At 56.1% G+C, this 15,703-nt stretch carries 10 protein-coding genes; all 10 read right to left on the bottom strand.

The window, feature by feature from the left end:
- Positions 1 to 32 precede the first annotated feature (32 nt).
- Positions 33 to 2,120: a serine/threonine protein kinase gene (locus QMZ18_RS25420; RefSeq protein ID WP_282609180.1), complete on the bottom strand. Its 2,088-nt coding sequence runs from the start codon at positions 2,118 to 2,120 to the stop codon at positions 33 to 35.
- Between the two features lie 147 nt (positions 2,121 to 2,267).
- Positions 2,268 to 3,020, bottom strand: coding sequence for a PP2C family serine/threonine-protein phosphatase (locus QMZ18_RS25415; protein WP_282609179.1), 753 nt, complete (start codon positions 3,018 to 3,020; stop codon positions 2,268 to 2,270).
- 147 nt (positions 3,021 to 3,167) lie between these two features.
- The gene (gene tagF / locus QMZ18_RS25410; protein WP_282609178.1) at positions 3,168 to 3,962 is read right to left on the bottom strand and encodes a type VI secretion system-associated protein TagF; all 795 of its coding nucleotides are present in this window, start codon (positions 3,960 to 3,962) and stop codon (positions 3,168 to 3,170) included.
- Positions 3,963 to 3,991: 29 nt separating this feature from the next.
- Positions 3,992 to 7,603: a type VI secretion system membrane subunit TssM gene (tssM, locus tag QMZ18_RS25405; RefSeq protein WP_282609177.1), complete on the bottom strand. Its 3,612-nt coding sequence runs from the start codon at positions 7,601 to 7,603 to the stop codon at positions 3,992 to 3,994.
- 120 nt (positions 7,604 to 7,723) lie between these two features.
- Positions 7,724 to 9,109, bottom strand: a complete 1,386-nt coding sequence (gene tssL, locus QMZ18_RS25400) for a type VI secretion system protein TssL, long form (protein WP_282609176.1) — start codon at positions 9,107 to 9,109, stop codon at positions 7,724 to 7,726.
- A gap of 68 nt (positions 9,110 to 9,177) precedes the next feature.
- Complete coding sequence (tssK, locus tag QMZ18_RS25395; protein WP_282609175.1) at positions 9,178 to 10,512, bottom strand: type VI secretion system baseplate subunit TssK; 1,335 nt, start codon at positions 10,510 to 10,512, stop codon at positions 9,178 to 9,180.
- Between the two features lie 83 nt (positions 10,513 to 10,595).
- On the bottom strand, positions 10,596 to 11,057 hold the full coding sequence (tssJ, locus tag QMZ18_RS25390) for a type VI secretion system lipoprotein TssJ (protein ID WP_282609174.1): 462 nt from the start codon (positions 11,055 to 11,057) through the stop codon (positions 10,596 to 10,598).
- Between the two features lie 275 nt (positions 11,058 to 11,332).
- Entirely contained in the window at positions 11,333 to 12,889 is a 1,557-nt protein-coding gene (gene tagH / locus QMZ18_RS25385) for a type VI secretion system-associated FHA domain protein TagH (protein WP_282609173.1), read from the bottom strand.
- 118 nt (positions 12,890 to 13,007) lie between these two features.
- Positions 13,008 to 13,586, bottom strand: coding sequence for a hypothetical protein (locus tag QMZ18_RS25380; RefSeq protein WP_282609172.1), 579 nt, complete (start codon positions 13,584 to 13,586; stop codon positions 13,008 to 13,010).
- A gap of 89 nt (positions 13,587 to 13,675) precedes the next feature.
- Positions 13,676 to 15,595: a type VI secretion system Vgr family protein gene (locus QMZ18_RS25375; RefSeq protein WP_282609171.1), complete on the bottom strand. Its 1,920-nt coding sequence runs from the start codon at positions 15,593 to 15,595 to the stop codon at positions 13,676 to 13,678.
- Between the last annotated feature and the right edge of the window lie 108 nt (positions 15,596 to 15,703).

Here is a 15,703-nt window from a genome sequence, read left to right as displayed (position 1 = left end):
ATCGATGAAACCCTGCAATTGGCTTGATTGCTCTAAGGCGCAGGCGATGTCGTGATGAAGAAAATATCTGCGGACAGCCGGCTGCCGTTCGATCCACGTTCCACCTGCTCAAGTTGCTTTCGCAAATCCGGCAAGTAACGGTTCGCAAATTCGACTTCTTCACGGTCGTTCTCGAACAATGGCTGCGGCGAAGTCAGGACGACAACCATTTCAGTTCCGAAAGGAGCTGCGATACTCCAGTTCCGCGCCGAGTCTTCGTCTCCTAGGGCAACGTCAATATCGGGCGCTCCCAGGTTTTCGGGATAGGTTTGGTTCGGCAGCATGTGAAGAACCCCGCCATCGATCGAATAGTAGTCGACGTAGACATAGGATTCGAAACTGGGGAGCCGCAGATCGACCACCAGATTTTCGTTTTCGACGTAATCGCCATCCCGATTTCGCGCCTGAACCTTCAGTCCGTGACCGTTGACCCGGTTCCGGCGAACATACGGCGCATAGAGGTCAAGCGGCGCACAGAGCGCACCGTCGAGCGTTCCCACGTTGATGTTGGTATTCTCGACCCCGGATAGAGACTCAATCTTCTGCTGAAGAATATTGATTTCCGCCATTGAGCCTGAGTAACCGGTCAAGGCAACGAAACTGCCTTCTACGTTGTAGTGGATATCAGCACAGCTTGCACTCATGACAAGGGTTTCAACGTCGAGATCTGAAAAGCGCGGCGGCCGTGTGACAGCCTCCTGCACCGGAGGAGTTTCCGTTGACGCTTCAGGCGCCGGTTCTTCATCTGCCGATGAAGCCCCTGATCCGACGCCCGCGGAATTTTCCGCAGTCTCAGACGAAGGTCCTTGCTCCTCGGCCTTCTCTGCAGAAGTATCAGTACCCCCAGTTTCTGCTGTCTGCTGTCCCGCTCCCTCCGTGGAACTCTCAGCAACCTTTGTTGAAGTGCCTGGTTTGGGATCTTCAGAATCAAACATGCCGAAGTACATGCCTGCACCGCCCATGACCGCAACGCCCGCCACAGCGGCAACAGCCGCAAGCGTTGCGACCAAACCTATAGCTTTCCTGCCTCCGCCACTATCAACCAGGCCTTCGACAAAGGTCTCAACATTCGCTGTACGATCGCTGCGTTCGAAGGCAAGACCTTCCGCCAGATTTCGCCATTGCTTGCGATTGAGTTCCTTGGGCTGTTTGGGAACCAGCCCGTTGTCCCGGGCTTCCGTCGCCGGCATGCGCCCAAAGGGATGTCGGCCTGAAATCAACTCGTATGCAATACAAGCCAGAGCATAGACATCGTCTCGTGGGTCCGGTTCTACATCCTCCAACATTTCGGGACTGGCATAAGCAGGTGTCAGGGCCCCAAGAGATCCGGCATCGAATACTGTCGCATCGGCATGAGGGTCATCGCCTTTCTTGACGGCGCGCGCGATGCCAAAATCAATAACTTTCGCAGGCCCCGTGTCGGTGATGAAGATATTGCCCGGCTTAAAATCACAATGGACAATGCCCTGGTCATGCGCGAAGGCAAGCGCGGCACCGACATCCTTTACAATCTCCAACGACTGTTCGAGAGGCAGCCCCTTAAACCCCGAGGACTTCGTGATCTTGTCGAGCGGCTTACCTTCCAGGTACTCCATCGTCATGTAGATCGACGTGCCGTCTCGATCAAAATCGTAAACCGTAACAATACTGGGATGCGCGAGACTCTGCGCTTTCTTGGATTCGCGCTGCAGTGTCCGAAGCGACTCCGGGTGGGAACGGAAGTCTTCATTCAGGATCTTGATGGCAATATAGGGATTTCGGTCCTCCGCCTCCTGCTTGCGAAGATCCAGCGCTTTGTACACGGTCCCCATACCACCGGTACCAAGCCGGGATTCCAGAACAAACCGTTCTTTGAGCGTGTCCCCTTCCTGCAGCATCTGGCCCGGCTGTTCAGCCAGTCCGGTGAGATCTCCGAACGTACCCGTACCCGTGTTTGTCCCGCTTGTCTGCGATCGGTCGTCCTGGGCGGCTTCAGGCGGACGCATCTCTGGGGTGATCATGCGCGTCGGCTCGTCCGGATCGGCGAAAGGATCCGGGTCTGCTGCCCCCGCGTCATTATCTCCCGGTGATTTACGGTTCATACTCAACTCACTGGCTTGCCGGCGCTATCGGTCTGACAGGTTAATCAGACAGACCGTAAAAGCCTCTTATTGTTAGCTTATAAAGGTTAATGAGCCGTCAGTCGAACAGGCTCTCATCCAATTCTCCTCAATAGCAGATTTTGCAGTTCAGGGAGAGAGTGTGGTGTCGGCCGTGCACTTCATGACAATCGCCGTTACGTTATCCTTGGCACCGTTCGCCACGGCCTGTTCCACCAAATCATCAGCGGCGGACTCGACCGGAAACTGAGAGAGCCGCTCAAACAACTGCTCGTCCGATAAAACCTTGGTCAAGCCATCGCTGCACAATAGAACCACGTCATCCTCGATCAGCAATTCCTGGCGGACATCAAGTGCAAGTTCGTCCTCGGCGCCAACGGCACGGGTAATGACGTTGGCTTGCGGATGGGACTCTGCTTCATCATGACTAAGGTGCCCCATGTCGACCAATTCCTGTACGTAGCTATGGTCCCGGGTCAACTGAGTCATTTCACGGCGCCTCAGGCGATAGATCCTACTGTCACCAGCCCAGAGGTAAGCACAATAACGCCCGTAAGCGAGGAAGATCACCACCGTACTTCCAATCACCTGCCCGCCACGGCGTTCGGCTTCCCCACGAAGATGCTCGTTCGTTAAAATGACGCTCTCTTTGACTGCGGCAAGAAAGGTGGGCGCGCTTTCAGGAGGCGGCAGTGCCGTAAGGCGTTCGACGATCATTTTACTGGCGTAGTCGCCAGCGTCGTGGCCGCCCATACCGTCTGCAACGGCCCACAGCCCGATTTCGGGGCGCGACAGAAATGCGTCTTCGTTCAGGCGCCGAACATTGCCTACGTGGCTACAGGTTCCGGTGACGTATTGGTAAACCTGCTCGGACAACATCATGCTTTCCCCTAGAGTGCGATCGTTCTTGATCGAAGCAATCAAGGACGTGAATCGCCCTCTACCCATTAACGAAGAGCCTAATCGTTTCATTCTGCGTCAAATGAACTAATTAGGCTCTAACTCCATAGTTCAGAGTACAATCGCACTCTAGATAATCCCATCCAGGCCGTCATCGGCCAAACCATTTTGCCCACCGGTCCATCCGCTGTCGCGCCACTGCCCATCCAAAAACGCAACAAATGCTCCCATACTTGGCAACCCGGAACTGACCAGCATGGAAGGCACGACCCTCTCAGAGCCCGCCGTCCACCAGAGACAATAACGCGGATAGAGCTGACCAATGAAGTGACCGATAAGACCGGTATAATCGGGTGCAAAACCGTCCGAGGGATCGACTGCAAAACGTAGACCGCACTCACCCGCTCCCTGTTCCATCTCAGGCGCGGTACCCTCATTAAATTCCGGCACTCCCAATGCCTGGATGCGGGAATCGACATCCTCGAATTCGGAATCGTCATCCAGGGCCGCCAAAACTGCATCTTCGGCTTCGGCATACCAGCCGGCACCGTGTTTCGGGAGGCCGGCGACATTCTCGCATCCTTCCACAGCCACAGCCAAGGTAAGTGGAAAATAGCGCCCAACCCGATCGACGGAAGGCATTAAAACGCCGGTCATAACGTCCTGTCCGCCGACGCCCCTCGCAAGGGCAAACCGCCAAATGGGGCTCGTCATGTAGATGGAAAGCCAGTCTTCTCCCAGCCGGTCACGGCTGGTTTGCAGTCCGTTCTGAAGCCAGGTGTCCCAGGCTTCGACAAATTTTTGCGAAAGGCGGCGCGTCACAAAGTCGCCCTTCGACGGCAATTTTCCGTAAAAACCGGGTTCCTCATCCTGATGGCGAAGCACCTCGCCGTTGTCCGGCGTAACCGCGTTGTCGTCGCTCATAACACCTCTCTGATCATAGCCTAGCGCAATCACAAAGACGGCGGGCACCGAAACTGTTCGAGCTCCGGCAAGGTGAAGGGATTGACGACACTGTTAGCGCGTAATTCGTAGGTCACGGTACGATTTCCGACCTCAAAGGTGACGTTGAAGCGGTCAGCCAACCCGCTGCGTTGAACGGCTGCCTGATCGAGCATGCGAAACCAGGACCAAGGCCCCTCGCGTGAAATACTGGAGCGCTGCCCCGGAATCAGTGGCGCGAAGGAGACTCTGACCTGGCTCGGCCCGCTTGGCCCTGGCCACTTCAAACGGAAGGGCCGTTGAGGTCCATGCCGATAGGAAATCGACTGACCGTCCAGATCAAAGACGACCTGAGTCGCCTGCGCATCCAGATCAACAGGCATCATCTCAAACTGAACGCCTGGAATCTGCCCGCCACCGAAGAAGAGACTGTCGCGAATAACCGCAGCACGTTGGAACTGAACCAGAACCGAGTTGGGAATTCCCAGGCTGACGTTATCCACCTTCTGCCACTTCCAGGGAATCCGGGAGGTATCCACAAAGGGCTGCAGGTATGTCTTGAAGAAGCCGTCGATCTTACCGCCAGGTGCAAACAGACGGCCGAAATCTTCCAGTGCGATTTCGGCATCGCTGTCCTTGAAGACAGGATATCGGTTGTTCAAAGCCGCTCTGCAGGTGGGCAAGACTTCGGACTTCCAGGCAGCATCGATCTGCGAACGCGCACCGCCGACCGTGACGTTCGAACTGCCCTTGGCGAGCGACGACATCCAGCCCTTCAAGGGTTCAGGCAGGCGCGACGCCGTGGAGATAACGATCTGAGCCGCGCCGCCACCAGCACCCGTTGCAGCGGAAAGAGCCGCCTGTCCTTGATTGCCGGAGATCGCAAGCTGATTTAGTTGCGTGTAAAGATCGTTGAGTCGCGAAATTGCACCATCGAGCTGCGTCGGCGCGCCCGGTTCGCCGCTGGTCAGGGTATGCAGGCTCTCGTAGTGCCGGTCGACCACCGCACCCGGAAGTTCGCCCCCCTCACCTGCCTGCGCCGCCCCAACGATACCCGCAAGGCGTTGAGATTTGGATTCCGCGCGTTTCTTCGCAGCATCCTCCAGTGCGTCCGCAGCTCCCGCCACAGCGCCTGCCACGCCGCCAGCGGATGGCGGCGGTGTACTGAGGGTCGTTTGCCGAGAAACCGAAACCAGCAACAGCTTTATCGGCGACGAATTGGGAGCCGATACGACATTGAGAACCTCAACGGAATGATTGAGGTCACGGAAAGGTATAATGGCAAGATCCGCAATCAGCACGTCCCAGAACGCCATATAGTCGTCAAAGTAACGACGCATGACCTCACCCTTAAGCCGGTCGATCGCCTCTCCACTCAATCCGACTTCTTCTTCCGGGCCCAACACCCAGCTCTCCTGCGCGACTTCTTTTGCCACTTCAGTGACCTGGGGCAGGAAAACGCTATGAAAACCGTCGTAACTGTAGAGCCCCGGGATCGGTTCGTTCAGGGATTTACCCGACCGGCGCACGAAGACCCGGTTTCCGTCAGGGCCAATGTGATCGCTCGCCCGCCAGGGAGAGAGCTTACGCGACTCAGGGCTTTGCTTAATCACCGCATAAGCACGTTCAGATAGCGGAAATGCCCGCAGGCTCTGTTGAACACGTTGAACGAGCGGGCCATCCAGAGGGATTTGCTTAAGAGGCTCTTCCAACAGTGCTTCGAGATGCAGAACCAAAGGACCGCGAACCGACTCGTTCACTTGTCCCGGATAGATCGCATTCCAATCCAATATCAGCCACTGCCGCACCAGATCCGCATCAACCGGCCCCTGACGCCCAAGCATCAGATAGACTTTCAAAGCTTCGTACAGGAAGTCCGGACGGCCAATGTTGTCGCGCAGCTGCCCTTCCAAACGCACGAGCAAGCGCGGCAGAAACAAGGAACTCAATCCCCGCCGGTAGGCAGCGCGGGCTTGGGCTCCAAGCTTTTCTCCCTGGTACAAACCCAGAGTCATGCTCAGAGGTACATCGTCGTCCTGCTGGGCATAACCGGTCGGCATCCCGCGGAGTTCGTTGAGCGCAGGAAGGATACGCTTGAGATCCGAGTCTTCGACTGCATCGAACGACAGGCCCGTTGTTGCAATGTTGTAGGCGGCAATACTCTCTTCCACCTCGGAAATCTTGCCGGTATTGCCGGTAAAGCTTGTAAGCCAGGCTCCGCCGGCTCCCAACAGAACCAGTGCCGCGATCGCATAGGCCGCATTTTGAACCCAGAAGCGGCGGCGCTCGACTTTCCTGTTGGCCGTGACGGCCCCCGCTTCGGCAAAAACCACTGAGCTGAGCAAACGGGTCAGGAAATAGCTGCGGCCGCCACCGGAGTGTGCAGATAGCGCCTGCCGACCAATACCGAAAGCCTGGGCCATGGTCCCCATGAGCCGATCGATTGGTGTCCCGTCCTGAGTGCCACTGGTGAAATAGAATCCGCGCAGCATTGGAACGTCTTCATATCGGCTCGGCTTGAAAATCTCGTTGAGAAATTCCTGAATTGGCCGTCTCAGCGAAGCAATCTGCTGTGGGAAGCCGTAGATCAGGCTGCGGCGCTGGATATCAGGTTCCTGATGGACGCGTTCAACCAAGCGCTCGTTCAGACGATCGACCAAAGCGTCAAACTCGTTCTCGAACTGTGCGACCGTCCCGTCATCTGACTCAAGGCCGTCAAACTTAAAGGTCGTGCCCCAAACCTGATCACGGTCTTCACGGCCGAGGTCATCAAAAAACTCGGTAAAGCCAGCAACCAGATCGGCCTTGGTGAAAAACACGTAGATCGGAAAGCGCACGCCGAAATAGTCGTGCAGTTCGCGCAACCGTTGTTTTACCGCATGAGCATGGGCGAAACGCTCGGTATCGCTCAGGGTTGCCATGTCGGACAGGCTGATGGCTACGATCGCTCCGTTGATCGGTTGACGTGCGCGGTACTTTTTCAGCAGATCCAGGAATCCGGTCCAGGCGGCCCGGTCCACAGCTTGATGACTGTCCTGGGTCGTATAGCGCCCGGCAGTATCGATGAGCACCGCTTCATCGGTGAACCACCAGTCGCAGTGCCGGGTTCCGCCAACGCCCTGGATCGAATCCTTGCCCAGTTTTTCCGCCAAGGGAAACCGCAGTCCTGAGTTTACAAGCGCGGTCGTCTTGCCTGCGCCCGGCGGTCCGATGATGATGTACCAGGGCAACTGATACAGGAATTTTCGACCGCCTTTTCCGCTCCCAAGACGCGTCGTTTTAAGCAGGCCAAGTGCCTCCTGCATGCGGTCGTTCAAGACAGCGACTTCACGATCAGACGCAACGAGTTCTTCGCTGCCGGCATCGTCGCCGCCACTCTCAGCCAGATCCTCCATCAGGGATTTATCGGCTTTTTTAGCCTTCAGCATCGCGATCAGATTGACCAGTCCCCAGATCAGGAAGATCACAACCACCGTGAACAAACGCACGATCGAGCTTTCCAGAGGCCTGACGTCCGCGATTGCCACCAAGGGGCCGATGAACCAGATCAGAAGAGACAGCAGCAGCGCGCCGATAAAGGTAATGAACCAGCGTGAGCGTAGTATATCGACAAGCTTAGACATCCTGTCGGCCCCCCTCTCTCGCTGAAAGGCTTGTGCTATGGGGCCAAACCCGCAGAAGCTGCAGAGTGCGGGACCTCAGGCCAAAATCTCTGGTCACTGGAATAGAGCGGGTTCGCCGTGTCATTGTATCACCGCTCCTTCCTTGATCAGGATGATTTCAATCCGCCGGTTTTCGGCGCGTCCTTCGGCGGTCTTGTTCGAGGCGATCGGTTCGTTGTCCGCGCGGCCATCCACCGACATACGGCCGGGATCCTGGAGGTAGCCGGTCAAAATTTTTGCCACTGATGAAGCGCGGGCCAGTGATAGATGCCAGTTGGAGGGGAAGCGGACCGTGCGAATTGGAACGTTGTCGCTGTGTCCGGCAACAATGATTTTCCCAGGTTCTGTCTTCAAGGCCGTACCTATACGTTCCAGAATTGGCTGAAAACGGTCCTGCACCACCGCACTGCCCGATCCAAACAGCCCTTTGTTGCGCACGCGGATCGTCAGGGCTTGCACATCCTCGCTCACCACGACCAAGCCCTGCGCGATTTCATCCTCAAGGAACCCCTTAATCCGCGGCAACAGCTCCGACTTGATTTCGGGCGGCGGCGGCGGCGGGGGCGCATCCGCACGCGCGAGTGTGACCGGACCGCTTGGGGGCAGATTCTGCAACTCCAGAGCAACGACATCTGAATCGTTATTCAGGCTGTAACTGAAGAGAACGAACATCAGAGTAACGAACGCGGCCGTGCCAACCGCGATCACCCACAGCGGAACATAGGAACTCAAAGGTTTGTGGCCGGCATCGACACCGCGCCAACGGGGGGACAAATCGCGTTCGAAATCACCGCGCCGGGACCGGATCAATCTGAAAAGTCCCTCGCGAACCTCACCGTGCCGGATGGAACCGCGCGTCATCACCCGGTACTGTCCCTCGAAACCCAAGGACAGGCAGAGATACATCAGCTCAAGGACTTCGGGATATCGGCCGGGATCACGCTCCAGTTTTTCGAGCAGGTCGTAAAATCTTTCTCCGCCTGAGGTCTCATTGTGGAACAAAGCGACCATACTTTGCTGCCCCCAGGCGCTGGCCGCGCCCCAAGGAGTATTGAGGACCAGGTCGTCGAGAGTCGCACATAGGGCGTAGCGGCCGGCACGAACCGACTGTGGCGTCAAACCAGTCTCGTTGGCCCGTCGTTCGAAAGCTTTGACCTCTTCGATAACCCGGCGGCGCAGGCTGTCGACATCCTTAAGCTGGCCTGAGTTTTTCAAGCGAATGGCGAGTCCTAAAAGAGAGGTCGCCGCCCCAACCAACGGATTAAAGCTCGCCTGACTTAGATCCGCAGCCGCCACCGTTGCTGTCGCACGCCGGGACGATGCGGGCCTGTCCCGATCCGCCGTTGACCTGTCGGAACCGGGCATCTGTGTGGAATCGCTTCCGGCTTGACCTGCACCCGGACGGCGCCCGCCCGGTGTCGGTCGCAAAACCGTGCGGTCCTCATCAAAGGGATCGTCGTCGCTCATGCTTTAAACCCCTCAGGCACGTTGTTCCAATGCCCTTTTTTTCTTCATCCGTTCACCCACCAGGGCCACTAATTCCTAATGGCCCAGAGTTCCATTTCAAGCCGTGGAAACTCGCCCGAAACATGGATGGCGATACCGCCGGAATTTTTGAGCTGTTTCCAATATTGCCCGCTTTGATCCAACTCGAAATAGGTCACGCCGGCATGATAAGGGATCTGCCTGGGTGCAACCGGCAGCGGACGCAAAGAAATACCCGGCAGCGCAACATTGACCAGTTCGCGGATCTGTTCCACAGAACCGATCTTGGCCTGGTTCGGAAAACTCCGCCGCAGGGTCTCGACCGGTAAATCGGCACGCACCGCCAGAACGAAGCTTGAGTTACTCAGGAGCCCCTTATCCGCCAAAGCAGCAACGTGAATACCGTACTTGCGCTCCTGCAGAGGTATCGGCACGGCCGTCTGTTCCAGCACCGCGCTCAGAGACTGCCGCAGTTCCTTCATGACCGGCGTAAAGCTTCCCTGGAGATCGTCGTGCCGGTAAATGCCGAATTTTCCCGGGCGTTTTCCGGGTGCAGTGAAAGTCGCGAGCTCTCCGGCGATCGACAGTGCCAGAGAATAAAAGGCCTCCGGATGAACATTCGCCGACGACGACAGGTGAGCCAGCACGGGTTCGTACCTGTTTACGGCCTGGAGCAGCAGGAAATCGGCAATTTCGGCAACGCCTTTGGTGCCGGATTCAGAAACCCGTCCTGCCAATGCTTCACCCCGATGGTGCGTCAGGCCGAGAATTTCACTGATCATACCGCTCAAAACAGAATAAGCGGCGCAATCCAGGCAAGGTGGAATGTAGCGTTCGTCAAGCACCACGTTCTTATCTGCACGCACCTCGACAATCCGCGCGAGCCCTAAGCAGACATATCCGGCACGTTCATCCGTCTCCAGCAGATAGCGCAGCCGCAGTTTGCCGACACGCATGTTAGAAACGGTTTCCGTTCCCATATTCGAATCGACGGTTTCGACTTCCTCTGCGGTGTATCGCGCGACACCTTCGTCGGAGTCCGAGAGGTCGAATTCGGAGCCGCCGGGCTGGCGCACCGGCAGGGCAAGATAGACAATGCAGTCGCGGGCATTCTCGGGCAAATCCAGAGGCGGCGGATGATTGGTGTCATCAGGTATGCTGAAAGGCGTCCCGTCCTCGAGAATACCTCTGCACACACTGACGGCAAACTTACCAGTGGTCAGAAGATCACGGTTTATCTGAAGATCCTGTACCCCCCAGGCGTAGGGACGAATACCGTCGACCCGCCCGCGGACCAATCGCTCAAAATAACGATCGCTCTGCTGAAAGTGCTGGGTCTGGAGGAACATCCCCTCGGACCAGACAACTTTGTTATCCCATGCCATATATTGCCTCTCGGCTCATTCCCTGCCGTACTTCGGAACGCCGGAATGCAGGCAGCTCCTGCCTCACCCACTCGCCCATAACCTTAATCGTCCTCGGATTTCGCCAAGGATACTGCAAGAGCGTCGATTTGAACGGCGTAGCCATTAATCTCCTCTGGAACCACATCCCCCATTGCGCGCCATACAGATGTCTCTGTCTCGCGATATGCAGCAATTACGCCCAAATACCGCACTTCAGGCCCAACCTCCTGAGAAACTTTCTGCGCTGCCCCAGGCGTAACGATAATCTCTTCGCGGCCGATCATGTCTTGGCCCAGGATCGCTGCGTCCTGTTCAAACAATTGAAAGAAATCGGCTTCCTCAAAGGCATTTGGCGATGTCAGATGATACACCCGAAGTACAACCGGGGACGCCCGCCCCTGTGCATTAGGATTAATGTTGAGTGCGGCGGAGATCGAGAGGTCGATCACCGTTGGAGACGGTTTCTTTTCCGCGCAGCCGCCAAGCACAAGCAAAGCCGCGAACAGGCAATAGATCAATCTCACATTTGTTCTCCCCGCTAGAGGCTGACCGTTTGCTTCGACTCAAAGCGAAGCGTGAACCAGTCTCTCATTCAATCGATTAGAACACGATTTACGTTCTTGGTTGTTTCAATCAAGCCCGATCGCACTCCACGCTCAAGATGGCCCTTCAACGCTCCAAAATGCCAGCGCCTCAAGGCATTCCCCATCATCCCGAATCGCCAATCCGCCAACAGTAACACAGATTTATCAATCGTGGCGGCGCCGCTTTTTACCCGTTCTTACAAGACTATTTCGAATTACACCTTTTTCGCCTGTTCTTCGTAAGCGCGTGCGAATTCCCGGCCAAAGAGACCATGAAAATCGTCTTCAGCCTCCTTTGCAATTTCCGCATAAAGCTGCGTGAAGAGTTCCCAATAGCGCGCTTTTTTCGAGCCCGGCAGAACCTTATCCAGGACCGAACTTTCCGTCAGGCGATCTTCCAGTTCCTTTGGATCGAAACGCGTCAGCAAGGCTTGTAAGGCAACCTGCATGCCCGCCATGACCGCAATCTGATGCGCCTTGATGTCCGCAAACCCCTGGTCCACTGCCTGTCGCGGCGTCAGATATCCGCGGCTGGTATTGCTAAGCATCGCTTTCAGGGCTTCTTCAACATTTACGGTAAATTTCAAAGGATTGTTCGAGTCTGCACGGATCATGGTTTGATCAAGCCGAAATTCGTTCTTGATCGTCTGGCGCACCTTTAAAACCTCGACGAGCCCGCGGACCAGATCGCGGTAGGTCTGTCCGACCGTCCGCATAAGCTCAATCCTTGCAGCCTCGGGAATATCCAACTCGGTCATCTCGGCGCCTTCCAGGAACGCGCGTAACAGAGCCGCCTCCGCGTCCGAAACCGGCATCTGCGGAGAGACTGCCGCCGGCGCCTGCGGTGCTGGCTGCGGCGGAGCGGGCGGTGGAACCGGTTCAGGCGCAGCAGATTGCCCCTGCGCGGGCATCACAGGTTCTGGCCGCGGCGGAGGACTGGTTGATGAAGGACTGGTCGGTGGAGGGCTGGCCGGTGGAGGGCTGGCCGGTGGTGCAGGTGCCGGTGTTTCCGGCGCTCCACCCAACAAATCATCGGCGTCCCAGTCATCGGGGATCTGATCGCCCGATACCTTCGGCGGTTGGAAGAATTCATTCGCCGACGGCACATGATCCTGTTCCGAAGGAACGGGTTCCACAGGGGCTTCCCGCCCCGTGGCACCGCTCGGCAAAAGGTCGTCAAACAGATCGTCGTCTTCCGGAATCACGGCGCCCGATACACCGGTGCCAGCGAACAAAGGATCCTCGCGGGATGGCCCGGTCGCCGGCTGGTCCAGGAGATCATCAAAGGGATCATTCGCTCCCACACCCAAGACATCAGGTGATGCAGCCGGCCCAGGAGCAGGCGCTTCCTTATCCTGTTGCTTTGAATTGATTTCAAATGGATCGAGATCCTCGCCAATTCCCACACCAAGAACCTGCGCGAAGGAATCAAGATCTTCGGCTGGAGCCAAATCGCCAGACTCTGCTGATTCGTCAACTTCGAGTCTGATCTCGTAGTCGCCGATTTTCAGGCTGTCGCCATCGGCGAGCGTGACCGTCGATCCCCGCTCCATGCGCTCAGGCGAGCCATTAACAAAGACGCCGTTTGTCGAGGTGTCGGTGAGCACAAATTGTCCGTCGCGATAGAGGACAGAGCAGTGGTTTTTCGACATATGAGGGTCCGGCAGAACCCATTCATTGCTCAGCCCGCGTCCGATCCTGCCGCCCTGGGCACCGAAACTATGGCTGATATCCTGCGGATCCGTCGGTCTGACGTCACCGACAATTGTCATTCTCAGTATCATGATTTTCTCAGGTACGTTCCGCGTGTCGCACCCATACTACACACGCATGGCAGCCGCAGGCCATGCCAGGATATTAGGAACCGGGAAATCCTTTCGACCACGGCCTCTAGTCGCCATCCCGGCCGCTGCCTCCACGGGCAACATCGAGGCCCTGAGTTAAAAATCTCGCGTACTTCTCTGGCGCATTCTCGGGTTCGGTCTGAACAGCGGCAAGAATAACAGCGCCAGAAACCGCAGCGCCCGTCAGCTCTTCGCCCGGCGGCACAACCGGCGCATCCTCTGGCGCCATGGACCCGGAGCTCCAGAAAGCTGCCACAGCGGCCCAGCTTGCTGACGTATCCATCGGTGTTTTTTCAGCAAGCGCCATGGCTTTCCGGCGGTTCTCATCAACCGGCTTATAGACCCAGGCTTCGGCGGCATCCAATGCCGCGAGATTGTCCGGCGACACCTCACCGCTCGTCACCGCACGGGCGCAGAGGCAAGCCCACCATACGGCCTCACGCTTCGGCAGGGCATAGGCGAGGAAACGCGCAGCATCGGCAAACCGCTGCTCTTCCATCAACCGCTCGATAAACGAAGCCGGCGTTGACGTGTCGTCGAGCAGCGCTGCAGCATCTGGGTCCAACTCGTACAGACGGCAGACTTCGGCCGCTGTCGAGGCTTGGACTTTCGTGAGTGCTGTCATTTTAACCGCTCACCTTCGCCATGTTTCCCAGTTGATCCACCACACTATTCCAAAGTTCCTGATTGAACCTCTTGTCACATAGAGAACACTTAATTGATCATAACTATTCCACCTTTGACGGTCAGCATTCCAGATCCCTCAACCGTCGTCATCGGCGACTTCACATCTGTCTTGATGCTGCCCTCAACGGTGACCATCAAGCCTTTGATCTTAATACCACTTTGATCGATTTTGATTGTATTGGACCCAACCTTCAATTCGATCGACTGCATGGCCTCGACCGTAATTTTTCCGGCGTCGGCCTTAACGTCGATGTTGCCCAGCTTGACCGACAGCTTTTTATTTCCCTTGGAAACGGTCGTCGTCCTGTTTCCTGTAGCAACTGTCAGTTTGTCATTTCCGTCCGAAACTTCGATCGTCCGGTCGTTCGTAACCGTGATTTTCTGGTCGTGATCGACTTCCAGCGTGTCATCGTTCTCAACCTTGCGCATAAAGTCCTTCTGCGCATGAAAATAGACCTCTTCTTCGCCCTTCTTGTCCTCGAACCGAAGCTCGTTGAAATCCTCTGCACCACCGCTTTTCGAACTGCGACTCTTAATCCCGCTCTGAGTCTTATTTGCAGGTAAGCTGTAGGGTGGTTTGTTCTGGTCGTTGTAGACACAGCCAGTGACCAGCGGCCGATCATAGTCGCCATCAAGAAAACTGACGATGACTTCCATATCGACACGCGGCGTAAAAACGGTGCCCCAGTTTTTACCTGCCCACATCTGCGTTACGCGCAGCCAGCAGGAACTCTTTTCATTATCTTCGCCATAGCGGTCCCAATGAAACTGCACATGGACGCGGCCATGTTCATCGACATCGATTTCCTCTCCCGACGGACCAACGACGACCGCACTTTGGGGGCCATTGGCTCTGGGGATGGGCGTAATGCGTTCCGGGCGCAAAACAATGTCGCTCGGCACGCAGGCAATCTCGTTGGCATAGCTCGCGGTTTGACCGGCGCCGCCCAAAAACGTCGGGTCTCGCCCATGGTGAATGACCCGCGACAGGACATATTCCTGATCAACCTCAGAATCGATCTCATGTTTGGAAATTGTAAATTTGTAGCCGGGTGAAAAACTCGCACAGTCGCCACCGCCTTCAACCGTCTTGTACGAAGACTCTTCGGTTTCCATTTTCAGCTTGGTCGCCGCGGTTCCTTCGCCGGTGGTCGAATAGAGACCCGGGTACTCATAGATCTCATACTTCTTAAATTCCGAATTCTTCAGGACCGTATTCGCCTGCCCCTTCAATTCCGTCGCCGAGGTAGTGAAATTATAATCGTGCTGTGCCCACTTTCCGGTCTTGAACTCGTGGCTGGGAACCCAGGAGTTAATTATGCCACCCGAAACGTTGCCTGGTCTGTGCTCGACCTCCGATTGGGTCGCATCTTCATATGCGCCCTTATGATCGGCGATCACCAGTGTGTGCTTGCCTTGCTCGTGTTTATGAAAATAATAAAATCCGAAACGCTCCATCAAACGCGATACGAAATTGAAATCGCTTTCGTTGAATTGAACACAGTATTCAAGCGTCGGAGAATCTGTGTTTATATCAAATTCATAATCAGAAAAACTGGCGTCGGAAAAGACATCTTCAATGATCGTCTTGACGGTTTTTTCCTGGAAAATTCTACAATCAGACGTTCGGGTCAAAAGCCAAAACTTGGGAACGATTTCCGCTCGATAACTGCGCAGGCCCTGACCTGCGATCCCGCCAGCAGCAAAACGCCTGACAATGCCGTCAAACCAGCGGAGCTCATCCGTACCCCATAGCCTAACGCTAAAAGAAACGTTCTTTCCGAGCAGTTTGTTGGGGTCGATCTCTAGATCTTCAGAAAGCAGCTCGAGATCGAAACGGAACAGGCGCGACGACTGCTCCTCACCTTCAAGAGAAGACAGCAAAAGCTTATCTTTCCCCAAAGGACTTTCGATGGTCAGGAGCCTGCCTTCTTGTTCCCAAGCCACGATCGGTGCTGTGCCCCCTAATGCCGTGCGAACGACTTATTGAACCCTAGCAGTCACACTTGCAGCCCACGACACGAGGAAAAAAATCGTCCCGCAGGCCGCAAGATC

The organism is Pelagibius sp. Alg239-R121 (assembly GCF_947331435.1).
Lineage (GTDB): Bacteria > Pseudomonadota > Alphaproteobacteria > Kiloniellales > Kiloniellaceae > Denitrobaculum.
The sequence above is the reverse complement of the archived record's forward strand: the minus strand, read 5'-3'. Positions and strand labels throughout refer to the sequence as shown.